Annotated in this window: 18 protein-coding genes; 6 read left to right on the top strand and 12 right to left on the bottom strand. The window is 54.7% G+C overall.

Translation table 11 applies throughout. The annotated features are described in order from the left end of the window. Positions 1–297: 297 nt before the first annotated feature. The 7 genes from G491_RS0124110 to resB all read right to left on the bottom strand — a co-directional run bounded on the left by G491_RS0124110 (position 298) and on the right by resB (position 9037). Positions 298–492 carry a hypothetical protein gene (locus tag G491_RS0124110; RefSeq protein ID WP_012610410.1) on the bottom strand — a complete coding sequence of 65 codons (195 nt, stop codon included), beginning with the start codon at positions 490–492 and terminating at the stop codon, positions 298–300. Between the two features lie 39 nt (positions 493–531). Further along, positions 532–1812, bottom strand: coding sequence for a menaquinone reductase integral membrane subunit QrcD (gene qrcD, locus G491_RS0124105; protein WP_012610409.1), 1281 nt, complete (start codon positions 1810–1812; stop codon positions 532–534). Between the two features lie 88 nt (positions 1813–1900). Further along, positions 1901–2761 (bottom strand): menaquinone reductase iron-sulfur cluster-binding subunit QrcC, encoded by an 861-nt coding sequence (gene qrcC, locus G491_RS0124100; RefSeq protein ID WP_028316369.1) that lies wholly within the window; start codon positions 2759–2761, stop codon positions 1901–1903. Positions 2762–2780: 19 nt separating this feature from the next. After that, positions 2781–5009: a menaquinone reductase molybdopterin-binding-like subunit QrcB gene (gene qrcB / locus G491_RS0124095; protein WP_028316368.1), complete on the bottom strand. Its 2229-nt coding sequence runs from the start codon at positions 5007–5009 to the stop codon at positions 2781–2783. A 78-nt stretch (positions 5010–5087) separates the two neighbouring features. Beyond that, on the bottom strand, positions 5088–5885 hold the full coding sequence (locus G491_RS0124090; RefSeq protein ID WP_028316367.1) for a cytochrome c3 family protein: 798 nt from the start codon (positions 5883–5885) through the stop codon (positions 5088–5090). A 729-nt stretch (positions 5886–6614) separates the two neighbouring features. Beyond that, entirely contained in the window at positions 6615–7652 is a 1038-nt protein-coding gene (gene ccsB, locus G491_RS0124085) for a c-type cytochrome biogenesis protein CcsB (RefSeq protein WP_248635508.1), read from the bottom strand. Positions 7653–7654: 2 nt separating this feature from the next. After that, positions 7655–9037 (bottom strand): cytochrome c biogenesis protein ResB, encoded by a 1383-nt coding sequence (resB, locus tag G491_RS0124080; protein ID WP_028316365.1) that lies wholly within the window; start codon positions 9035–9037, stop codon positions 7655–7657. Positions 9038–9341: 304 nt separating this feature from the next. On the opposite strand from resB, the gene G491_RS0124075 reads away from it, so the two are divergent. The 6 genes from G491_RS0124075 to G491_RS0124050 all read left to right on the top strand — a co-directional run bounded on the left by G491_RS0124075 (position 9342) and on the right by G491_RS0124050 (position 16447). Further along, positions 9342–10286, top strand: a complete 945-nt coding sequence (locus G491_RS0124075; RefSeq protein WP_028316364.1) for an ABC transporter ATP-binding protein — start codon at positions 9342–9344, stop codon at positions 10284–10286. 56 nt (positions 10287–10342) lie between these two features. Next, entirely contained in the window at positions 10343–11095 is a 753-nt protein-coding gene (locus tag G491_RS0124070) for an ABC transporter permease (protein WP_248635506.1), read from the top strand. Positions 11096–11113: 18 nt separating this feature from the next. Beyond that, on the top strand, positions 11114–13000 hold the full coding sequence (locus G491_RS0124065) for a Gldg family protein (RefSeq protein ID WP_028316362.1): 1887 nt from the start codon (positions 11114–11116) through the stop codon (positions 12998–13000). Continuing rightward, entirely contained in the window at positions 12997–14073 is a 1077-nt protein-coding gene (locus G491_RS0124060) for a DUF4340 domain-containing protein (RefSeq protein WP_028316361.1), read from the top strand. Before G491_RS0124065 ends, G491_RS0124060 begins: the two co-directional genes overlap by 4 nt. A gap of 274 nt (positions 14074–14347) precedes the next feature. Beyond that, complete coding sequence (locus tag G491_RS32305; protein WP_035220017.1) at positions 14348–14563, top strand: hypothetical protein; 216 nt, start codon at positions 14348–14350, stop codon at positions 14561–14563. A 114-nt stretch (positions 14564–14677) separates the two neighbouring features. Then, positions 14678–16447, top strand: coding sequence for a phospholipase D-like domain-containing protein (locus G491_RS0124050; protein WP_157468537.1), 1770 nt, complete (start codon positions 14678–14680; stop codon positions 16445–16447). Positions 16448–16451: 4 nt separating this feature from the next. Here the strand turns inward: G491_RS0124050 and G491_RS0124045 are convergent, their stop codons facing one another. The 5 genes from G491_RS0124045 to G491_RS0124025 all read right to left on the bottom strand — a co-directional run bounded on the left by G491_RS0124045 (position 16452) and on the right by G491_RS0124025 (position 21946). Next, positions 16452–17795 (bottom strand): bacteriohemerythrin, encoded by a 1344-nt coding sequence (locus G491_RS0124045; RefSeq protein ID WP_028316359.1) that lies wholly within the window; start codon positions 17793–17795, stop codon positions 16452–16454. A gap of 757 nt (positions 17796–18552) precedes the next feature. Beyond that, entirely contained in the window at positions 18553–19293 is a 741-nt protein-coding gene (locus G491_RS0124040; protein WP_028316358.1) for an amino acid ABC transporter ATP-binding protein, read from the bottom strand. After that, the gene (locus tag G491_RS0124035) at positions 19280–20083 is read right to left on the bottom strand and encodes an amino acid ABC transporter permease (protein WP_012610395.1); all 804 of its coding nucleotides are present in this window, start codon (positions 20081–20083) and stop codon (positions 19280–19282) included. Before G491_RS0124035 ends, G491_RS0124040 begins: the two co-directional genes overlap by 14 nt. A 94-nt stretch (positions 20084–20177) precedes the next feature. Further along, positions 20178–20921, bottom strand: coding sequence for a basic amino acid ABC transporter substrate-binding protein (locus tag G491_RS0124030; RefSeq protein ID WP_012610394.1), 744 nt, complete (start codon positions 20919–20921; stop codon positions 20178–20180). Between the two features lie 110 nt (positions 20922–21031). Then, the gene (locus G491_RS0124025; RefSeq protein WP_028316357.1) at positions 21032–21946 is read right to left on the bottom strand and encodes a DMT family transporter; all 915 of its coding nucleotides are present in this window, start codon (positions 21944–21946) and stop codon (positions 21032–21034) included. Positions 21947–22073: the final 127 nt, after the last annotated feature.

The raw sequence follows: 22073 nt of genomic DNA, 5'->3' as shown, positions 1-22073 counted from the left end.
GTAATTTAGAATTTCATAGCAGGCTTAATTCTTGAGGTCAAGGAAGAAATTTTCGGTTTTTGTTAACAAATTTGGAATGTTATTTAAGTGAGTGTTAATAAGACTTGGTTTGCGGGGGGAGATTTGCAGCCTGAATAACAATCCTGGAAGATCGAAAAAACGGAATAGACGAAGATTTTTCCCGTCGTTAAAGGCTTTAGGCGTTAGGTTGTTCCAAATGTGCATTGGACGAAAAAGGGGGAGCCTCCTGTTAAAGAAGCTCCCCCTTTGGGAATTGCATATTAGCGGCTTAGGCGCTTAATGATGCTCGCCGTGGCCGTCGTGTCCATGATCGTCATGGCCGTGGCCGGAGTCGCCTTTGATGGTCTGCATAAAAGACTTGCCGAGCACGTAGTTCACGCCGAGAGCCATGATGCAGATGGCGTACCAGAGCCCGCCCATGAAGACGATGTGCGACATGTCCCAGTGCCATTCAAATGAAAACGGAAACATTTGCTTTCTCCTTTTCCCGCCTTACCGGGAGCTTGGCCCTTAGACCGGGTTGAGTTCGCGTTCCTGGGGGAACACCGGCAAATACCTGTGGCTGAGGCTGATGAGAATCACGCCGTAAGCCACGGGCAGGATCGTGGTGGCCAGTTCCTGCCAGCTCGGGAAGTACAGGGCGAACTGGTCGAAGGTCATGATGGGCGCCGCCATGACCTGGAGGACCATGACCCAGCGGTTGATCAGGGCGCACATGGATCCCAGGAGAACCGCCACAACCAAGGCGGGCTTGCTCTGCCTGCCCTTTTTGCTCACCAGGATCAGGGCCGGGATCACGGAGCACAGGATTTCAATCAGCAGGATCCAGGGAACCCCTCCCAGCTTGGTATAGATCAGGGAGGCGTTGGTGTAGAAATCCGTGATCTGCAGGCCGTGCTTGGGCAGCATGACGAATCCCCAGTACAGGGTGTCGGCGATTTTGGCGATGGAATAGGTCAGAAGCATCCATCCTGCAATCTTGGCCAGGAGCTCCACCACATTGTCCTTCACCAGCTTTTTGCGGGTGATGGCTTCCGTGATTTTGGTCACCAGGATGGTGAAGCAGGGGCCGCAGGCCGCCGCAGACCAGGTGAACAGGAAGAAGGTGGTGGGCCAGATGTAAAACTCGGGGCGGTAGGCGAAAGGCCTGCCGAACAAAACGCCGGCCACGCCGCCCAGGGAGCCCTGGTGGAAGAAGGACAGGAACGCGCCTGTGGCCGCAAAGATCGCCATGACTTCGTGGAAGTTATGGGCGGTGTGATGGAAGAAGGGAATTTCATCCAGTTTGCGGTTTTCCAGAACCAGGGGAATGTATTCAATGCACAGGACCCCAAAGTAGCAGCTCAGGCAGAAGGCCACCTCCGTCAGCATGGAGTGCACGTTCGCATGCCAGAAGATGAACCACCCGCGGAGAGGCTGCCCAATGTCGATCGCCAGGATCAAAAGGGCGGAACTGTAGCAGATGAACCCAATGAGCACGGCGTAGTTGATAATGTACTTCAGGGGGTCTTTACCGATGACGTACCGGAGAAGGCCGGTGAAAAAGGCGCCGCCGCCCACGGCGATAACGCCCAAGTCGGCCCAGATCCAGAGTGCGAACCCATAGTAGTCGTTCATGTTGGTCTGGTTGAGGCCCTTGAACCAACACAGGAACATGGCGTATACGCCCCACAGGAGGACGGCTCCGAAAAAGCCCAGCCACAGGACAAACTGCCACAACGGGGCTCTTTGAACCCCCTCGGGGTGCAGTTGCGACTCCAGTCGAACTATTTTTTGATAGGCTGCTTCCATTAGTGCTGCTCCTTGCCAATCAATTTATTCAAGCTGTTCATTCAAGTTTCCAGCTTAAGCGGCTTGTTTGAATTGCCGCCTTTTGGCCTTAGTGATGACCGCCCGAAGGCTTTTTGGTCGCCGGTTTGGTCTCCCTCAGGGATGCGTTGCCGGCCTTCACCACCCAATCTCTGGCGGAAAGGTAGTAAACCTTGGGATTGGTGTCCAGTTCCTCCAGCAGGCGGAAGGGCTTGCGGCCCTGCAGTACGGCGTGGCCTTCGTGTTTGTCGTTTACGACCTTGTGCACCATGTGGCGCTCGTTGTTCAGGTCGCCGAAGGTGATGGCGCCGGCCGGACAGGCCTGGGTGCACGCGGTCTGGTATTCGTGTTCTTCCAGTTCGCGGCCTTCGTAAAAAGCCCTGTCCATGGCCCGTTGATATCTGTGGAAGCAGAAGCTGCATTTTTCCACAATGCCGCGCATGCGCACGGAGACGTCCGGGCTCAGGTATTCCTTCATGTCTGCGGGGAATTTGGGATCCCACCAGTTAAAGTAACGGGCTTTGTACGGGCAGGCGCCCATGCAGTAACGGCATCCGAAGCAGCGGGTGTAAATCTGGCTGACGATGCCCGTCTTATAGCTGTAATCCGTTGCAGTAGCCGGACACACGGAAACGCAGGGGCTGTGTCCCGCGTCGTGCTTGCCCCCGCAATGCATGCAGGGCCTGGGCAGGTAACAGGTTTCGGCCTCGGGAAAGGCCTTGCCGTTGCTCAGTTTAAAAACCCGCATCCAGGTGATGGTGTCCAGTTTGTTTGTCTCGTCCGGTTTGGTGGGGACGTTATTCTCCGCCATGCAGGCCACCATGCAGGCGCCGCAACCGGTGCACTTGTCCAGGTCGATGACCATCCCGTATTTGGAGCCTTGGGCGTGGCCGTGTCCTTCCTGGTGTCCGTGTCCTTGTGTTTCTCCCATTAGAACCTCACCTTATGGATTAAGTCAGTTTCGCCCTGATTCCCCAAGCCACGTCAAAGCCAGTGGCAGGATCTTGAACGGGGCTGATGAGGGTGTTGTAATTGGTTCCCTTGCCACCCACAAATTCATCATGAGCTATATGGCCCAGTCCCCGGGGAACGCCCACCAAGCCGGGGGCGATTTCTTCGGAGCAATGGACTCTTACCTTGGCCTTCGCCACCGGGGTTTCCAGGACGGCTTCCGAGCCTTCCTTAAAGCCGTACTGCTGGGCGGTCATGGCGTTAACCTGCACCACAAGCTCTTTGTGCTTCAGTTTTTTATCCGAGACGGTTTTGACCATGAAGGGCGTATCCGCGAGGGCGCCCGTGGCCAGCCTGATGCAGTCCACGGGGGTCGCAATCAGGGGGTATTGTTCGGCCTTGCCCTGGATGGAGATCCTGCTTTCCATGCCGGAGCGGGCGAAGAAACGGAACCGTACGCCTTCCGTCTCAGGGGTAAAATCTTCATTTACATAGACGCCGCCCCTTTTCAGAAGAGGCCATTTGCCGCCAAGGGCCTGCTCTATGGCCTCGGCGCTGTCGGCCCACGGGAAGGACTGGGCGATGGTTCCGCCCATGGCCTTGGCGATTTCAATGATGGAGTCGCCCATGGCCTTGGTTTTGTACACCGGCTTAATGACCGGCTCGGCCAGGCCGTACACGGGTTTTGCAAAACCCGGAGGCGTGGGCGCGTCCACCGTGCTTTCCAGGAAGATGTGATCCGGAAGAATGATGTCCGCGTAAGCCGTGGTATCGTTGAACTGAGAAGAAAAGCTGACGATGTACTCGACCTTTTGCAGGGCTTCCGCCGTCTTTTCCGTGTCTGCCAGGGTGTACAAAGGATTGGAGCCTGCCAGCAACAGAACCTTGAGGCCTTCGTGGGAAGAGTTCAGGGCCTGAGGCAGAACGCTCACCAGGTTGGAGTGGCCGTATTTGGAGCGTCCCCTGACGGATACCAGGGAAGGCTTGTAGCTCCTGGCTTCGGCGTCCATGACAACCGGCTTCCAGGGATACTTGGGTTCGTCGGGCAGCACCACCATGCCGCCTTCCTTGCGGTTGATGGCGCCGACCAGTGCGTTCAAGGCCTGGACGGCGTTCAATTCGGCCTGGGAGACCGGACGGTCGCCGTTGCCCTTGCCGGCGACGGCCAGGGGCTTGTCAGCCTTGGCAAAGGCGATGGCCCTGGATTCCAACTCTTCCAGCCATTTTTTCTGGTATTCCTTATTATCCACCGGGCAGGCGATCTTAACCACCTTGGCGGGCGCGTATTCGCTTTCCACCGTGCGGTAGAAATCCCTGAAGCCCGTGGTGTTCCAATTGACGTATCCCCGGTTGTAAAGATTCTTGGAGATGATGACGTGGGCCATGGCCATGGCCACGGCGCCTTCGGTTCCGGGAACGATAGGCAGCCATTTGTCCGCCTTGGCCGCCGTGTTGGAAAGCTGGGCGTCGATCTGCACCAGGGTGGCGTGGCCGTCATGGTTTTCGCGCCACTTGCTGTGGGCCTGGAATACATGCACCGGAGATCCCCATCCGTCCAAAAGGCCTGCACCGAAGGAAAGGATGTTGTCCGCGTTTTCCAGGTCGAATCCGGCGGTTCCGTTCAGCCCCAGGGTGCGGAGGATGTTTTCCTCGTAACAGTCCCAGGCTGTGGCCTGCCAGTAGAAGTTAGGCGACCCATAGGCTTCCATGAACCGGGAAAAGAGGGCGTTGATGACGCCTTTTCCGCCGCCTGCGATGCAGCCCAGGTCCTGCGCCCGTCCGGTTTCCCGGATTTCGGCCAGCTTGCCGCTGACTTCGCTGATGGCTTCCTCCCAGGTGATTTCCACCCACTTGCCTTCGCCCCGTTTGCCCGCCCTCTTCATAGGGGTATGCACTCTGGCGGGGCCGAAAAGCAGCTGGAGTGCGGTCAGGCCCAGGATGCAGATGCCGCCGTCATTGACGGGGCCGCCTTCCACGCCTTCCAGTTTAATGGGCCGCTCGTCCACCTTGCGGACTTTGACCCGGCAGCCGCCGGGGCACAATGTGCAGGTGGTCTCTTCAAAGTTAACTTCACCGTCCGCAGGAACCGGGGTCCAGGGCCAGTTTTGGGTCCAGATGGAGGAGTCGTCCATGAGTTTCCAGGACAACGGGCTGAACATGGATCCTACAGCGCCGCCAGCCGCCCCCGCGGTACTGACCAACAGGAAGTTTCTTCTGTTGAGTTTCATATGTTTTATCCCTCACTTCTTGCCAGAAGAATTTGGTTTCAATTCGGCAATCATACCATGCCGCTTTCGCCTTGCACCTTATTTATGGCAGACAAAGCAAGCATCCTTGCCCTGATGATCATTGCGTTGATCATAGTGGCACTGGGCGCAGTCGTCCATTTTCGCGCTGTCATAATAATGGTCGTTGAAGCCGGAGATGTTCCTGCCCCAAATGTCGATCGGATACGTGGTGATCCAGTTTCTCCGGTACAAGGGCAGGGTCTCGGCTTCGCCGAAGGGCACGGCCTCGCCGTCAATGAAAGCCATGTGGCACATGTTGCAGCGGGCGTCCTCGGGTTCCTCGCCGGGCTCGAATTCCACGGGGGGGGCGCCGATCTTGCCGTCTTCCAACACCTTGAATTTGTGGCTGGTCATATGTGCGGCATGGGAGAAGAAGACGCAGTCAGGCTGCTTGGAGTAAATCAGCCAAGGCACTTCCTTATCCTGCTGGACGTATTCCTCCACAAATTTGACTTCATCGAGGTATTGCGCCATGCGGGCTTCATAATCCTCGTCGCCCGGCTCCGGCTCGATGCTCTGAACCTCCTCGTGGCAGTCAATGCATTGATCCAGGGTGGGGGTTCCCGCAAATGTGCCGTCCTCGCGAAACACGTGGCAGGACGTGCAGCCATCCACAATTTCCATATGGATGGCATGGTTAAAATCAATGGGCTGATGCTGCCTGGAATATAGCAGCTCGGGAAGCACAAGCCATCCCACAAAGAGACTCACATACACACTGATGCCAGCTGCGAAAAGGGACATTGCAAACACGCCCGCGCTGTCATCCTTTTTGTGAGCCGCCCCGTCTTGTTGGGTTTTTTCCGGTCCGCTCATGTTCACTCCAACTGTCGCCTGCTAAGGGTTGTTCAAAATTTCACAACATCCGGTCGCACGTTGACGGCAACGGGTATCCGCCGGATGCCTGACAATAACGCTTTATTATTAAAATCAATGCCTTGCGGGAAAGCAGGAAGGACGCCCCTTGCATCCAATACTTTCAAGGAAAGGTTTAGTACTCGTAGGAAGCAAACTTGTCAAGGTAAATTGCAATTCAAGAAGGACGCCAACGCCTTGCCAGGCCTTGAAAAGGCCCGATAATTGGGCGCTTGCGAAATATGGAACAAGCAAAGAAAAATTGAGGCCAAAAGCCCTCTTTGGCCAGGACGCCAAAAGTTGAAGTGAAGACGTCCGAACGCCCCCCCGTGCAACAGACTGTTTTAAAGTTTTAACGCACTATATTTGATGTCAATGGCAACAGGGCAGGTCGGTCGGATGGTTCTGCACAGGGGGAGATCGTTGGATGGGGTAACGTTTTTTAGAATGATTTTCACATGCGCCAAAAGTGACGAGCGCAGGTTCATCCGACGGGACTAAAACCGCAACAGTCGGTTGGAATGTTGGGTGAACCTGCGCCGTTGATTGTGTGGCGTTGGATGCTGTCCGGATAGGCAATCGCTTGAGATTTTTGGCCGTTTGAGTGCGGCGAAAAGTCACCCAACCTGCAAATTTTATGGATGATGCGTAGGTTTGGGTTTATATGGTAAAACAATATTAACCAAATAGTTAAGTGGCGTAGCTGTGCAGGCCCTTGAGCAGGGTGTTAACCCCAAAATAAGTAAACAGCACGGCGCCGAACCCGAAAAGGGAAAGATAGACCGTGCGCCTGCCCCGCCATCCCCGCACCAGGCGGGAGTGGATCATGGCGCCATAAATCAGCCATGTGATCAGGGACCAGGTTTCCTTGGGGTCCCAGGACCAGTACCTTCCCCAGGCCGAGTTGGCCCAGACCGAGCCCGTGATGATGCCGGCGGTGAGGAACATGAATCCGAACAGGATGGTCTGATAGGTAAGCTCGTCCAGGACTCCCAGGTCGGGCAGCATTTTGTTCACCCGGCCTTTGCCTTCAGGATCGCTTTTTTTGACCAGATTGACGACGGCGGAAGTTGCAAAGCCGGCGCCCAGCGCCACCCCGGCGCCTATGAAAAAGCCCGCCCCGGCCAAAGTCCAAAAGGAATCCGTTTGATAGCCCGTAAAGATGACTGTCAGGATGGTCGCGGCGATTCCAGCCAAGGCCCCTGCCAGCCAGGAAAGTCCTGCGTCTCTGGATTTAATCAGGTAGATCACCGCCAGCCCAAAGGCCACGGCAAAGGCCGCGTATCCCAAAAAGCAGGTGATGACGTGGGCGATGAGCCAGTTGCTTTTCAGGGCCGGCATGAGGGGCATAATGGCCTTGTTTTGCAAGGCTGCATACGCCAGGGCCAGAAAAGCCAGCGGCGCGGCAAAGGCCCCCAGGGACCGAACCTTATATTGCTTTTCGATGACCAGATATAAAATGGCGATGGTCCAGGCGAAAAAAACCAGGGATTCGTACAAATTGGTGAACGGCGCCCGGCCTATGCCCATTTGATGGGATTCGATCCAGCGCAGGACGATGCCCGCCGTGTTGCCCAGAAAACCAATGAGCATCAGCCAGGTCGCCGACCTGCTGAGCACCGGCTTTTCAAACACCCAGTCGGCCCAATAAAGCACTGCGGCGGCGCCGTATACAAAGGTGATAAAAGAGACAATTTGAGTACTTTCCACAATTTCAAGAAGCGCCATTGTTACTCCTTATTCTCCAAGCGGCCGGCAATGCGCCTGACGCGTTCTTCAAACCCCTGGGCGTTTTTATTGGCTGCGCCTCCAAGTTCCACGGATGCGCCGGACCCCGACGGGACAATTTTAATGTATAATTGCTGATGAGCCATGAAAAAGGTGACCATGCAGCCCAGCAGGATGAGGATAAAGCCGGAATAGACCACCCACACTCCGGGGTCTTTGGTCACTTTTAAACCGGTATAATAGACGGGAACGATTTCCTCGCCCTCCAAAACGGCCATTTCCAGCCCCATGACCTCCCGGGCGAATTCCGGCCTGCCAACGGGCATGAGCATCATGTTGGGCTTTCCGTCCTGTGGAAAAATATGGAGGCGGACAGCCGGCCCCATGTCGTGGCCGTCCCGGGAATGGAGATGGGCCATAAAGCTGGGGATCATGATCATGCCTTTATCCCAGGGCAGGACGGTGGGTTGGGCGGCAATGGGAACCGGGACGATCTGCTTCTCCCCGGTCTCCAGGTTCTTGAAGCTCACGCTGACTGAGCCCGAGTAGTGGGACACGCCGTAGCTGGCCTGATACAGGCTGATTCCATGAAGCCTGAGGGGATGGTTCACCCGGATAAAAGTCCGCCAGGGCTCCTTGCCCGGCTCGGTAATGGTGACGTCCGAAGTAAATTCGCTGACCGAGTCCCTGCCTTCATAATACTGCACTTTAAAACTTTCGCATTTGACGGCGAATGGAAGATCGCGCCTCTGCCTGTCTACGCCTGCTTCCACGGCCTGGGCTTCCTGGCCCTCCACAAGATTTAAGGAGCCCGAGTACCCAAACATGGAGCCCAGCAAAGCGCCCGTCAGAATAAGCAGAAAGGAGAGGTGGATTACATAAAAGCCCATGCGCGTCCAACGGCCCTTTTCGGCGTATACGGTGCACCCGTCCCCGTCCTTGGCCTCCTGGACCGTTTTAAAGCGGCTGGAGACGATGTCCAGGACGACCTCCCGGGCCTTTTCGACCGGCATGTTTAACTTTATCTCATGCTTATCCTTTATGCTTTTGAACTTGCCCCGGCTGAAGCCCGGAGTCACCCCGGTCACCAGCTTCCACGTTTTGGGAAGGCGTTTGAGCGTGCACACGACAAGGTTCAGGGCCAACAGCCCCAACAGAAGCTGGAACCACCAGGCCTTGTATACATTGAAGAAACCCAGTTTGATGAAAACAGCGTCCAGGAACGAGCTGTACATGGGGTGGTGTATCTCCGCCATTCCCTCCTGGGGGATCAGCGTGCCGATCACCGAGGCGGCGGCCACAGTCAGAAGCAGAAATATGGAGAGCTTGACCGAGGCGAAAAAATCCAGAACGGCGGTTAGGGGCGGGGGCTGCTTATTGTTCATAATAATTATTACCTCTTGCGCTGGAATAGCACAAACCTCTCCGCGGCGCAAGCCTTGAGGTTTTGAGCCAGAGCACTGTAATCTATGCATTATTTTAAGGGTGTCAAGGCTTTAGCTTCTTTTTACGACAATTCCTTAAAGAAGCATATAACTGGAAGGAATCTAAATGCAAACAGTTTTACGGCACTTGACAAATGGTTTTTTTTTTGTTTTGTGATGAGTCCGTTTCATACACCTTATAAGGCCTTATCACGCAGTTTCTTTTTGGCAGTTTCTTTTTGGAAGTTCCACGGGGTAAAAATCAATGATTGAAGCCAAGCAACTCACCAAGTTCTTTGGAGATCACAAGGCTGTGGATGAGGTGAGCTTTACTGTGGAAAAGGGGGAGATCCTAGGGTTTCTAGGCCCCAACGCTGCAGGAAAGTCCACCACCATGCGAATGCTTACGGGCTACCTGCCTCCCAGTGCGGGCGCGGCGGCCATCGGCGGTTGCGACATTGTTGCGGATTCGCTGAACGCGCGCAGGAAAATGGGCTACCTGCCGGAAAACGCGCCGGTCTATGAAGACATGACGGTCACCGGCTTCTTGCAGTTCATAGCCCGAATACGCGGCTTGTCAGGCAGGGAAGCGGACGACGCGGTGGAGCGAACCATCGGCAAGTGCTTTTTGGAAGGCGTGAGGCATCAAATGGTGGGAACCCTGAGCAAGGGGTTCAACCAAAGGGTTTGCTTCGCCCAGAGCATTTTGCACGATCCCGAATACCTCATTCTGGACGAACCCACGGACGGCCTGGACCCCAATCAGAAGCATGAGGTGCGCTCCATGATTCGGGAAATGGGCCGGGACAAGGCCATCATCCTGTCCACGCACATCCTGGAGGAAGTGGACGCCGTCTGCACCCGGGCCATTATCATCGCCAACGGAGTGATTCAGGCCGACGACACGCCCAAGGGCTTGAGGGCGCGTTCGGAAAAGGACGGTTCCCTGGTGGCGCGTTTTACGGTTCCGGAAGGCGCGGACCCCATCCCCGGCCTGGAAGCCGTGGATGGCGTGGTGAAGACCGAGGTCATGGAGCAGGACGGCCTCAAGATGCTGGTTCGGATCTATCCGGTTAAAAAAGGCGACGGGCTGGCGGCCAGGATAGCGGGCTACGCAGCTGAACAGGGCCTGGCCCTGGAGTCCCTGACCGAGGAGACCGGGCGTCTGGACGAGGTATTCCGGGCCATCACCATAAAGCAGGAGAGCTAAATCAAACGTGTCCGGGGCCGACAGGCCCTTTAGACTTGGATAGTTAGGGTGAAAGCATGAACAATCGTCTATTTGCAAATACCAGAACAATCATGGCCAGGGAGCTGCGAGGCTATTTCGGATCCCCCCTGGCTTATGTCCTGATTGTGATCTTTCTGCTCCTGAACGGTTTTTTTACTTTTTTCATCAGCGGATTTTACGAAATGGAGCAGGCGGACCTGCGGGACGCTTTTTTCCGGTGGCATCCATGGCTGTTTTTAGTGCTTGTGCCTGCGGTGGCCATGCGATTATGGGCCGAGGAGCGGCGCCAGGGCACCATGGAATTGATCCTCACCCTGCCTGTCACTCTGGGCGAGGCCATCATGGGCAAGTTTTTGGCGGCCTGGTTTTTCATCGCCGTTTCCATGATTTTGACCTTTCCCCTGGTGCTCACTACAGCCTATTTGGGAGACCCTGACCTGGGCGCCATTTTTTGCGGCTACGTGGGCAGCATCCTTTTGGGCGGGGCCTACCTCTCCGTAGGCAGCATGACCTCGGCCATCACCCGGAATCAGGTGATCAGCTTTGTGGCCGCAGCCATGATCTGCCTGTTTCTGGTTCTGGCGGGCTATCCGCCGGTGACCGATCCCCTGGCGGACTGGGTTCCCAAGTGGATTGTGGATATTGTCGCGGGCTTTTCGGTCATGACCCATTATCAGTCCATGCAAAAAGGGGTCATCGACTTCAGGGATTTGCTGTATTACGGCTCGCTGATGTTTTTCATGCTTTTTGCCAACGGGGTCATCCTTCAGGCCCGCAGGTCTTCATAAGGGAGGAGGGGAGAACTCATGACTCAGGCAAAAGAACGGAATTTAGGCAAAAATCTGTTTTCGGGCGCCGGCCTTATCATCCTGGCCGTCATCGTCATCCTGGTGAACGTCCTGTTCGCCTCGGCAAGCTGGCGTTGGGACGCCACCGAGGAAAACGCCTACTCCTTGTCGGACGGAACCATTGAGGTGATTTCAGCCCTAAAGCATCGCGTGACCGTGCAGCTTTTTTATTCGTCCAGCCAGACCAAGCTGCCCGTCTACTTGAAGGCTTACGCCAAACGGGTTCAGGAACTGCTGCAGGAATACGAACTGAAATCCAAGGGCATGGTCGCGTTTGAGATGTGCGACCCCCTGCCGGATTCGGTGGAAGAGGAATGGGCCGACATTTACGGCATGGAAGCCAAGCAGCTTCAGACCGGCGAGAAGGTGTATTTCGGCCTTGTCGCCTATTGCCGCGACAGGGAGGAAATCATTCCTTTTCTGGATTACTCCCGCGATCAGGTTTTGGAATACGACCTGACCCGGACCATTGCACAGCTTACCAACGAAAAAAAGAAAACCATCGGCATCCTTTCCACCCTGCCGGTCATGGGCCAGACCCAGGTTCCGGGCATGCCCCAGATGCCGGGGGCTCAGGACAAGGCCTGGTATTTTGTCCAGGAGCTTAAGAAAAATTACAACGTGGTGGAAGTAACGCCTCTGGCCTCCAACATTGACGATGACATCGATCTTTTGATCGTTCAGCATCCCAAAATGCTCAGGCCCGAAACCCAATACGCCATCGACCAGTACATCTCCTCGGGTCATAACGCCATCATCATGGTCGATCCCATTTGCACCGTGGACCAGACGGCCTCCCGGGGCAGGGGGATCAATTTTTCCAGCCTGGATCCTTTGTTCAAGGCCTGGGGAATAGCCATGGATCCCCAGAAGGTGGCTGTAGATATCGGCCAGGCCACCCAGGTGCGCAACCGCTTTAACGTGGTGGAGGCGGACCCCTCCTGGATCACGGTGCGTGAGGAATATCTTGACCGGAAAGATCCGGCCACCTCCAATCTGGAGGAAATGCTCTTTCCCATGGCCGGCGTGGTCCGCACCCTGGACGGGTTCAACATGGAGTTTACGCCCCTGGTTTCCACCTCGCCGGACTCCGGCCTGATCAATTCCTTTGACGCCACCCTGGGCGCCCGGACCATCAAGCAGGATTTTGAATCCGGAGACAAGTCCCTGGCCCTGGCCGCAAGAATTCACGGCGTTTTTCCCACGGCCTTCCCGGACGGTCCGCCTGAAGCGGCTAAAAAACTGATCGGGGAGCAGGACATTGCTGCGAAAAACAATCCTTTGAACAAGGAGTCCACGGTTTTGATCATTGCAGACGTTGACTTTTTGTACGACGACATCTGCATGGTGGCCATGCGTACGCCTTTCGGCTTCGCCATGTCCATGCCCCGCAATGACAACATGAACATGTTCATAAACGCTGCGGAAATGCTGACCGGCAGCAACGCCCTGATCAGCATCCGGTCCAGGGGCAAGACGGAAAGGCCCTTCACCAAGGTGCTGGACCTGAAGAGCCAGGCTCAAAGCAAGTGGCTGGCCAAGGAAAAAGAGCTCATGGACCGCGTCGACGCCACCCAGAAAAAGCTGACTGACCTGGAAAATCAAAAGGATGCGGATCAGCGTTTCATCATGAGCCCTGAACAGCGCGACGAAATCGACAAGTTCAAGGAAGAAAAGCGGGAAGTGGAGCAGGAGTTGAAGGAGGTCCGCAAGAACCTGCGCTCGGACATCGTTTCCCTGGGTTGGCTCCTCAAGTTCATCAACGTGCTGCTCATGCCCATTCTGGTTGCATTATTGGGAATCGGTTTTGCCATATACAGGCATAAAAGGATGAAAAAAGCATGAATAAGAAGACCATTATCAAGCTCATTGCAACCCTGGCGGGATTGGCCGTCATAACCGCTGTCACCATGTATTTCAATGCGCCCGGAGGGGAAGAGACGGCCATGGGCCAACCCCTGTTCCAGGATTTGGATATCAACGCCGTGACTTCCATTAAAGTGGAAACCCCGGAGCAGACCTTTACTTTGGTGAAAAACGAGGACGGCTGGGGCCTGGCGGAACGGGGCAACTATCCGGCTGACTTCGACAAGGTGGCCCGGTTCGGCAGAAAACTGACTGCTCTGACCGTGGGCCGCGCCTTTCGGTACGACGCCGACGTCCTGGCCAGGCTGTCCCTTAAGCTGCCCAGCACCTTGGGCTCTCCCGCAGAGGAAAAGGGCGCGTTGTTCACCCTGACGGACAAAAACGACAACGAGGTCGCCAAGATCCTGGTCGGCAAAGACCGGACCAAGGAGACGCCCGAAGGATACCCCATGCCCGCAGGCCAGTTCGTGCGCATGGGAGACATGAAAGACGTGTATCTGGTGGACCGATACTTTGAGGCCGTGGACCAGAAGCCCTCCGACTGGCTGAAAAAGGCCATCCTCAAGGTTCCTTCCGATCAGGTGGCTTCGGTGACGTGCATGGAAGTCAACGAGGGCAGGCAAAAGGTGATTTATGAGTTGTCCCGGAAAAATCCCGGCCAGGACTTTTCCCTGTCCAGCCAGGCGCCTGTGAAAAAAGCCGATGCCGACAAGCTGGCCGACGCCTTATCCTCCCTGACTCTGGAGGACGTGCGGCCCGTAGGCGACAACGAAGCGCATCAAGGCCCGTTCCTGGATTTTTGGCTGTTTGACGGAACAAAGTATCGCGTTTACAAGGCGCCCGTGGGAGAAGGCTGCGAAGTGCGCATTGAAATCAGCCACATGGCGCCCGTCACCGCCGACGGCAAGGACGAGGACGACGCCAAGGCCAAGGAAGTGGAAGACCTGAATAAGAAACTGGCTCCCTGGGCTTTCAAACTCTCGGACTGGCGCTGCGGCACCCTGGCGACCAGCGAGGACAGCCTCATAGAACAGGAAAAAGAAGAACAGTAGCAGATTAATAGAAAGCCGCGCCGATTTCTCCCCTTTCGAAGGCATTGGCGCGGCTTTTTTGTTGTAATAAATTTGGTGAAAATCATTCGTACTAGCAGATTGTTACTTCTATTTGCTTATTCCCGGTAAAAGCTATTCTCCCGTTACGCCCAAGCAACCCAAGGAATAGAAGCTCCCGCTGCATCAGGCGGCTATGGATTAAATTTTTCTCCTTGAACAATCCGGCCTGGGGCTTATCTTAAAGATAACCCGCAACCCAGCAAGGGAGGGCGTTATGGCCGGTCAATCAGCAAGTAATAAGGGATGCTCCTGTAAGGAAAAGGAATACGTGCGGCGGGACGGCATGCGCTTTTTGCGCACCCAGGCCGGCTTGGTTTTTTACCCGGAATACAACCCCAACAACCGCAAGCACTCCTGCCCGGATTGCGCGGTATGCGCCTTTTGCGCCGACGCCCGGTGCTCCGCTTGTCTGGGCCAGGGCGGCGAATAAATGCATCTTTGCCGCATGGCCTTTGCCATTCCCGGAAAAAATTGCTAATAAGGAAAAAATCGATATTCTCCCGATTCCCCTGTGGTTTGCCTTGAACCCGCAATTCGGATTGCCATGATCACTATTAAAGATATCTCCATAACTCCTGAGCAGATTACCAACTCCGGCCAGGAAGCCGTCGAGGTGCGGTGCACCGTATTTTCGCAAAACGAAAACTGCTTTATCACCGAGGTGGGGCTGGACCTGCGCCATACCATGCTGAACGACGTGTTTCCCTTGAGGCCGGACCCGAACAACCTTTTGACGCCCTCGGCTGAGGGAATTTACACAGGCTGCCTGGAGGCCCCCCGGTTCATGGACTCCGGGATGTATCGCATGCCGATCATGGCCTCGGATTCCAAGGACGGGACCGGCGTCGGCATGTCCCGGTTCCAGCTTGACTGGAACCCGGGAGCCTCCCCCCAAATCGGAACGCCTGAGTTTGTGGAAATCCAAGAGGTATATGGGGATAAACCCTATACGGAAAACAATCGGGTGGAAGTTTTGGATGCCGGCCAGGCGGCCTTGGAAAAACGCCTGAAAATCATTGAAGAAGCCGAGCGACAGATAAACATTCAAACCTACACCCTTGAAGGTGGGGGCGTGGGGGGCGTATTAATGGACGCCTTGTTGAAAAAGGTGGACCAGGGCCTGGAGGTGAATGTCATCCTGAACGTGGACAGTCAGTTTCCCTTGTCTCCGTTGTCGCTCATCCGCCTGAAAGCCAACCAATGGTTTTATGAGTGGACCCGCACGGGCGTGGCGGAGCCGGAGGAGAAAAAAGAATCCGAATCCTTTTGGGACCGGCTTTTGCCCAGGAAAAAGTCCGGCGGGCTTAACCTGGCGCTTTTTTCCGGGCGCTCCGTGGGAGTTCCGGCCAATCCGGCGTCCAAGGCGCATGTGGTGGACCATTGGCTCTCCCGCATGATGGATGAAAAAAAGACCAAGCCGGACGCCCCCCAAGAGGATCGTCTGTCCATCTATTCCGGTCCCGGGGGCTTGCCCGCCCTGCCTTTACTGGATTACGCCATTCACGAGAAGATTATGGTCGTGGACGGCGAGAAAGCCATTGTCGGCGGCCGAAACCTGGAAAGCGCTTATTTCGAGCATTGGCAGGATTTGGATTTGTATGTGGAAGGGCCGGTGGTGGAGCAGATTCAGGCCGGTTTTTTGAAAAATTTTGACGAAATCGCCGACCCGGAAACCCATATCCGCCCCACGGAGATTTACAATAGCAAGCCCCAGGAGGCCGGGGCCGTAGCCCAGTTCGTGCAAAGCACCCCCTGGACGGGCTTGAATAACGTGCTCCTGGCCATGTGCAACGCCCTGCAGGCCTGCCAATCGTCCTTTTATGCGGTGTCTCAATATCTGGTGCTGCCCGGCTCCATGCTTCGGGACGCCATTCTGGAGGCCGCGGGCCGGGGCGTGGACGTCAGGATTTTGACCAATTCGGACCGCACCTGCAAGGAGGTGGGCTTTTCCACCGCCTATTACGTCACCCTGAATTACCTGGACGAGTTGATAGAGGCGGGCGTGCGCATTTACGAGGCCTTGGGCCACGACGATGAAAAAGCGCCCCAGCCCTATTTGCACAGCAAGGAGTTTATTTTCGATCAGCGTCTGGCCGCCGTGGGCTCATTCAACCTGTCCATGCGCAGCAGCCACATCGAGTCGGAAAACCTTCTTTTCGTGTGCGACAAGGAATTCGCCGAGGATAGGACCCGGGCTTTTTTTTATATGCTGGAAAGTCAGGCCCGGGAAATCACGCCGAAACGCTTTAAACGCTTGAGGGAGCAGAGCAAAACGCGCATTGAAATGTCCAGGCATTTGGAATTGTTGTTTTAAAGAATTATCCATGGGAAGCCTCTTGCTCCCTGAGAAATTTTCCAAGATGCTTGTCGGTTTTTGTGGTGTGGTTGATCAGCCAGTCCACCAGGAAAATCTGGGTCCTGAACAACAAAAACACCTTGTCCTGGCTGGAGTCGTCCATTTCGGATTTGAGATTTAAAAAGCATTGATAAAAAATGCGATGCTGATTTTGGTGCTCCTTGAGGAACGGGTAGCCTTTTTCCTCCATGAGCCGCTCTTCCGTCTTAAAGTGAACGTTGACGTATTTATCCACAAAGTTCAGGGCGTTGGCTATTTCCTCCTCTCCTGCTCCGCTGCCGATGGTCTCCGATAAACGGTTTATCTGCTCAAGCAGCTCCATGTGCTGGGCGTCAATATGGGGAATGCCGATATTGTACTCATCTTTCCAAAACGTTACTTTATCAAGCTCCCCCGTGCTTTCATGCACCCCGGTGTTTCTGTAGTTGTCACAGCGGCTTAAGTATAGCTTGGCGGCAAAGTCGTTTGGGTTTAAATGCAGGCAGCTTTGAAACAAGGCTTCGGCCCTGTCAATGTCGCGATAGTGGTAGTAGGCCACGGCCTCCTCAAATACTTTGAGCGTTTCCGTTTTTCCCGTCCGCACTTTCTCGATGTCGGCGTCGTAAATCTCGAAAATGCATTGGGGCCGCGACTTGCCCTTGACCCGCACCCGGTCGATAAACCGGATGCAGTGGTCCTGGGCGTCGTCCAGGCTGTATAAGGTGTGTTCGCTGATAAGGAGGGGAACGCCGTATGCTTTGGTCAGGCTTTCCAATCTGGAAGCCAGATTCACCGCGTCGCTGATAACGGTTCCTTCCATTTTTTGCCTGCCGCCCACCGTGCCGATCATGGAGATCCCCGTGTTCAAACCGATTCCTATTTGAAGAGGCTTAAACCCCTTTTCCTCAATATCCTTGTTAAAGCCTCTCAACTCCGTCAGCATGTCAATGGAGGCGTGCAAGGCGTCGCTGGCGCTTTTGGGAAAGATGGCCATGATGGCGTCGCCGATATACTTGTCAATGAATCCGTTATTCCGGAATATGATCGGCTCCATGCGCCGAAAATAGGCGTTGATCAGCTCGAAGGTCCTTTGCGGCGTTAATTCTTCGGAAATGGTGGTGAAGCCCCGCACATCGGAGAAAAGAATGGTGATTTCCCGCTCCACTTGCGTGCCGGGCTCCAGATCCAGGATGCTCTGCTTTTCCAGAATCTCCACCAATTGGGGCGGCACAAAACGGGAGTAGGCCAGAGTGATTTTTTTCAGGTCCAGGGCCGGCGGATCAAGATGCTCCGGTGATTCCTTTGCGCCGTTCTTGTTAACTTCCATGCCCGCCTCCTTCAAAATGCCCCGCCAACTGTTTTACATAATGTTCAGGGGTTTACAATTCCAATATAATTGCGCTTCGTTTTTTTTTTCAAGAGGATTGCACTATGTCCTGAACGCCCTTTGCGTCTCCGTGATTTTTTCATTTTCATACATGCAGGATTTGCATAATGTTTGTTCGCATAAACGCTTGTCCCCCTTAGTCTATGCAATTTCCTTGCAAATACTCCTGAAATATCACCGGAATGGTTCATGTCCGCGTCTGTTTTGACGATTTTTATCTCGGGTTGGAAGGCGGGGAAAAAGAGGCGGGACCGGGAAAAAAGCCGGCGGTGATCCAAGAGGCGCGGGATGGGATTTCAGTCCCGCGTCCAGTATTAAGGATTTTGACGTTTGGGTCAAAGTTTTGACGCCGATCCGTTAGGCGGCAGGGGGCTAATCCCGTTCGCCTTTGAGGCCTTTTATTAATTTTATAATATTTTTAAATGGTTAATAGTTATTTTGCGCGATTCGATCGCTTTGGCATGCACCTTGCTTTCTAATAGGACAACGCCAGGCCAACTGGCAGACTACTCCTTCTTTTTAGTGGTTTGGGTTAATAGGTTAAGGGTTGATGTGAAAGGGCGGCCTTCCCCCCTCTTGGGCCGCCCTTTCCGCATTTTTATGCCCGGAAAAAATTAAAGGCCGGCCTGATATTGCGAATCAGGCCGGCCTTTTTGGTTTTTAAACGAGTGGTGTAAAACAGGACAAAATCCTGTTTTTAGAGAATTTGATCCATGAACTTCTGAAGCCTGGGGTGTTCCGGGTTTTCAAAGAAATGCTGGGGCGTTCCCACTTCCAAAATCTGGCCGTGGTCCATAAAAACCACCCGGTCCGCCACTTCCTTGGCGAAACCCATTTCATGGGTCACCACCACCATGGTCATGCCTTCCTTGGCCAGCTTCACCATGACGTCCAGGACTTCGCCGATCATTTCCGGGTCCAGGGCGCTGGTGGGCTCGTCAAAAAGCATGATTTTGGGATTCATGGCAAGGGCCCTTGCAATGGCCACGCGCTGCTGCTGTCCGCCGGAAAGCTGGGCCGGATATTGCCCGGCTTTGTCTTCGATGCCCACCTTGGCCAGCAATTTCATGGCGTAGGCCTCGGCCTCCTCCTTGGGGGTTTTGCGGAGCTTCCGGGGCGCCAGGGTCAGGTTGTCCAGCACGCTTTTGTGGGGAAACAGGTTGAAGCTCTGAAAGACCATGCCCAGTTCCATGCGGACCGCGTTGATGTTCACGTCCGGGTCGCAGATGTTATCCCCATCCACCACAAGTTCGCCGGAGTCGATGGTTTCCAACTGGTTGACGGCCCGGAGCAGGGTGCTTTTTCCTGACCCGGACGGACCGATGATCACGACCTTTTCTCCTTGACTGATCTCCAGGGAGACGTTGTCCAGAGCCTTGAGCGTCCCGAAATACTTGCATGCATTGGCTATTCGTATGATGGGTTTATCGTTGATCATGTTGGCCCAGCCTTTCCTCCATGATGCTAACCAGCTTGGATAAAATCAGGGTGATGATTAAATAAACCACGGCGACCATGGTGTAGGTTTCAAAATAGTCGAAGGACGTGGAGGCGTACTCCCTGCCCCGCCTTAAAAGGTCGGCCACGCCCAGGATGGAGACCAGGGACGTATCCTTTAACAAGGCGATGAATTCGTTGCCCACAGGCGGCAGAATGGTGCGCCAGGCCTGGGGCAGGATAACGTACATCATGGTTTGGGCGCCGTTAAATCCCAAGGAGCGGGCGGCTTCTGTCTGGCCTTTATCGATGGAGTCGATGCCGGCGCGGAAAACCTCCCCCATATAAGCGCCGTAGCAAATGCTCATGGCGATGATAGCCGCCAGTTTATCCGGCACCTGAATGAATTTACCCAGAGCGTAATAAAGGTAAAAAAGCTGCACCAGCAAAGGAATGCCGCGGACGATTTCCACGTAGGTGCTGGCCAGGATGTTCACGATCCAGATTTTGGACAAGCGGCCCAGTCCCGTAAAAAAGCCAATGATAATGGCGAGCAAAATGGATGAGAAGGTCACCTGGAAGGTGACGTAGATGCCGTCCTTCAGGAAGACGAGAATATTCCGGTACTTTTCGGCCATAGCGGGGTCGGGATAAAAAAGCAGCCCCAACAGCACGGCGATCGCCAGAAAAAATGAAATCAGCCACGCGGAAAATAATCCCTTGTCGCTCTTTGATGGGATCGCCGCCCCATCCCCTACGTCGATTTTAACCTGCTTTTTTTGATCAGCCATAACCTGCCCTGACGCTTTCCGTGATTTCTCCTGTTATTGAAAAAAAGCAAAAAAAAAACGCAGGGGCTTTTGGCCCCTGCGTTGGAATCAGACCTTATTGGCCAATCCATTTGGCCTTGAGTTCTTTTTCGATGCCCTTTTCCTTGACGGCGGCGATGCCTTTGTTCACCAGGTCCAGGACTTCCTTGTTGCCCTTTTTCACGGCGATGCCGTAGTATTCCACGTCGCCGGCTTCGATGACCACGGCGATTTTCAGGGCGCCCTTGTAGCGATCATTCTGCAGGGCGTAGTTGGCGGCGACGGGGTCGTCGCAGACCACGGCGGCGATGCGGCCGTTAAAAAGGTCTTCCACAGCCAGACCCACTTCGTCGTAAGTCTTGGAGATGACGCCTTCTTCGGCCTTAACGGCGAAGGTGCCGGTGGTGCTGATCTGCGAGCCGACTTTCTGGCCCACCAGGTCTTTCAGGCTGGTGACGGTGGAGTCTTTAGGCACGATCACAGCTTGCTTGACCCGGAAGTAAGGGGTGCTGAAATCCATGCTTGCTTTCCGGTCTTCCGTAATGGAAACCGAGGAGCAGATAGCGTCGTATTTGCCGGCGTCCAGACCGGCGAAAATGCCGTCCCAGGCCACAGCCTTGAATTCGGCTTTGAAACCGGCTTCTTTGGCGGCTGCGTTCATGTAGTCAATGGCGTATCCTACGATGTCCTTGTTGGCGTCTACAAATTCCATGGGCGGCCAGGTGGAGTCGGTGGCGAATACAATGGTTTTTTCGCTTGCAAGCGCGGGGCAGGCAAACAAGGAGACTGCCAGGGCAATCAGCATCAGTTTCTTCAACATGGTAATTCCTCCTTCGATGGTGTTTGGGATTGGGGGTCGAACCTTGTTAGGTTTTCGTTACGATTTTGACGCATGTTAACTCAACAAAGATTGGTATGTAAACAAAAAATTCAGGGAGTTCCGTTATTGCCTTGGGGTTTTCTCTTCGGAACAAACACCCATAATTGAGCCACCAGCATTCCAGCCAGCATTAAGCCCGCGCCGATAAAGGAACGCGTGGTCATACTCTCCCCTAAAAACAGCCAGCCTGATACAGCCGCAGTTACAGCCTCCAACTGCAATATTATAGCAGCATGAGCGGCGGGCGAATCCTTCTGGCCGATGATCTGCAGCGTAAAGCCGATGGCTACGGATCCGATTCCTCCATATAATAACGCATAGCGCGAAGCCCACACGCCCTCCCAGGTGATCGTCTCGCGGCATAGGGCGTATATCAGGCTGAGAATGGCGCAGACAAAAGCCTGGCCGAACCCCAGCACAAAGGAATCCATCCGGGGCGAAAAATAGCCCACAACCAGAACGTGAACCGCCCACATGAACGCGCATATCAACACCAGGCCGTCGCCGGGCGCCAGATAGAACGCATCCGTAACGCTCAGAAGATACATGCCCGTCACGGCCAGGGGAAGGGCCAGCCACAAGCCCAGGTCCGGCTTTTGCTTGAAAGCCAACCCCAAAATGGGAACCATAATCACATAAAGGCCGGTGATGAAGCCCGCCTTGCCCGCCGTGGTTTCCACAAGGCCGACTTGCTGAAAGTTGATTCCAAAGCACATGACCGTTCCGGCGATTATCATGCCGGCCAGGGGCAGCCATTTGGGAACCCCGGGCAAGGGCAGGGAAGGGCGTTTCGACCTGGCGTATGCGATGGGCGCCAGGCACAGGGCGCCCAAGGCGAACCGCAGTCCTGAAAAGGAAACCGGGTCCATGTCCTGCATGGCCGAACGTTGAAACACAAAGGTGGAGCCCCAGACCAGGGCCGCAGTCAGCAAGATAAGATTGGCTTTTAAAACTTTTAAATTCATTCCTGGATAAAACCTTACGCAAGTTTAGCGCACAGCGCATAAAATCTTAAGAAAGAGGGCGCGGCTAAACGCCTGAAAGACAAGGCCTCATACCACTTCATACCCGGGAAGGAAAGCATGAAAAACA

Source organism: Desulfatibacillum aliphaticivorans DSM 15576 (assembly GCF_000429905.1).
Classification (GTDB): domain Bacteria; phylum Desulfobacterota; class Desulfobacteria; order Desulfobacterales; family Desulfatibacillaceae; genus Desulfatibacillum; species Desulfatibacillum aliphaticivorans.
This window is presented reverse-complemented; position numbering and strand designations above follow the sequence as displayed.

Bases quoted from the DNA above. Each gene is read 5' to 3' on its own strand.
- G491_RS0124110 (WP_012610410.1), bottom strand. From the start codon at position 492: ATGTTTCCGTTTTCATTTGAATGGCACTGGGACATGTCGCACATCGTC.
- qrcD (WP_012610409.1), bottom strand. From the start codon at position 1,812: ATGGAAGCAGCCTATCAAAAAATAGTTCGACTGGAGTCGCAACTGCAC.
- qrcC (WP_028316369.1), bottom strand. From the start codon at position 2,761: ATGGGAGAAACACAAGGACACGGACACCAGGAAGGACACGGCCACGCC.
- qrcB (WP_028316368.1), bottom strand. From the start codon at position 5,009: ATGAAACTCAACAGAAGAAACTTCCTGTTGGTCAGTACCGCGGGGGCG.
- G491_RS0124090 (WP_028316367.1), bottom strand. From the start codon at position 5,885: ATGAGCGGACCGGAAAAAACCCAACAAGACGGGGCGGCTCACAAAAAG.
- ccsB (WP_248635508.1), bottom strand. From the start codon at position 7,652: ATGGCGCTTCTTGAAATTGTGGAAAGTACTCAAATTGTCTCTTTTATC.
- resB (WP_028316365.1), bottom strand. From the start codon at position 9,037: ATGAACAATAAGCAGCCCCCGCCCCTAACCGCCGTTCTGGATTTTTTC.
- G491_RS0124075 (WP_028316364.1), top strand. From the start codon at position 9,342: ATGATTGAAGCCAAGCAACTCACCAAGTTCTTTGGAGATCACAAGGCT.
- G491_RS0124070 (WP_248635506.1), top strand. From the start codon at position 10,343: ATGAACAATCGTCTATTTGCAAATACCAGAACAATCATGGCCAGGGAG.
- G491_RS0124065 (WP_028316362.1), top strand. From the start codon at position 11,114: ATGACTCAGGCAAAAGAACGGAATTTAGGCAAAAATCTGTTTTCGGGC.
- G491_RS0124060 (WP_028316361.1), top strand. From the start codon at position 12,997: ATGAATAAGAAGACCATTATCAAGCTCATTGCAACCCTGGCGGGATTG.
- G491_RS32305 (WP_035220017.1), top strand. From the start codon at position 14,348: ATGGCCGGTCAATCAGCAAGTAATAAGGGATGCTCCTGTAAGGAAAAG.
- G491_RS0124050 (WP_157468537.1), top strand. From the start codon at position 14,678: ATGATCACTATTAAAGATATCTCCATAACTCCTGAGCAGATTACCAAC.
- G491_RS0124045 (WP_028316359.1), bottom strand. From the start codon at position 17,795: ATGGAAGTTAACAAGAACGGCGCAAAGGAATCACCGGAGCATCTTGAT.
- G491_RS0124040 (WP_028316358.1), bottom strand. From the start codon at position 19,293: ATGATCAACGATAAACCCATCATACGAATAGCCAATGCATGCAAGTAT.
- G491_RS0124035 (WP_012610395.1), bottom strand. From the start codon at position 20,083: ATGGCTGATCAAAAAAAGCAGGTTAAAATCGACGTAGGGGATGGGGCG.
- G491_RS0124030 (WP_012610394.1), bottom strand. From the start codon at position 20,921: ATGTTGAAGAAACTGATGCTGATTGCCCTGGCAGTCTCCTTGTTTGCC.
- G491_RS0124025 (WP_028316357.1), bottom strand. From the start codon at position 21,946: ATGAATTTAAAAGTTTTAAAAGCCAATCTTATCTTGCTGACTGCGGCC.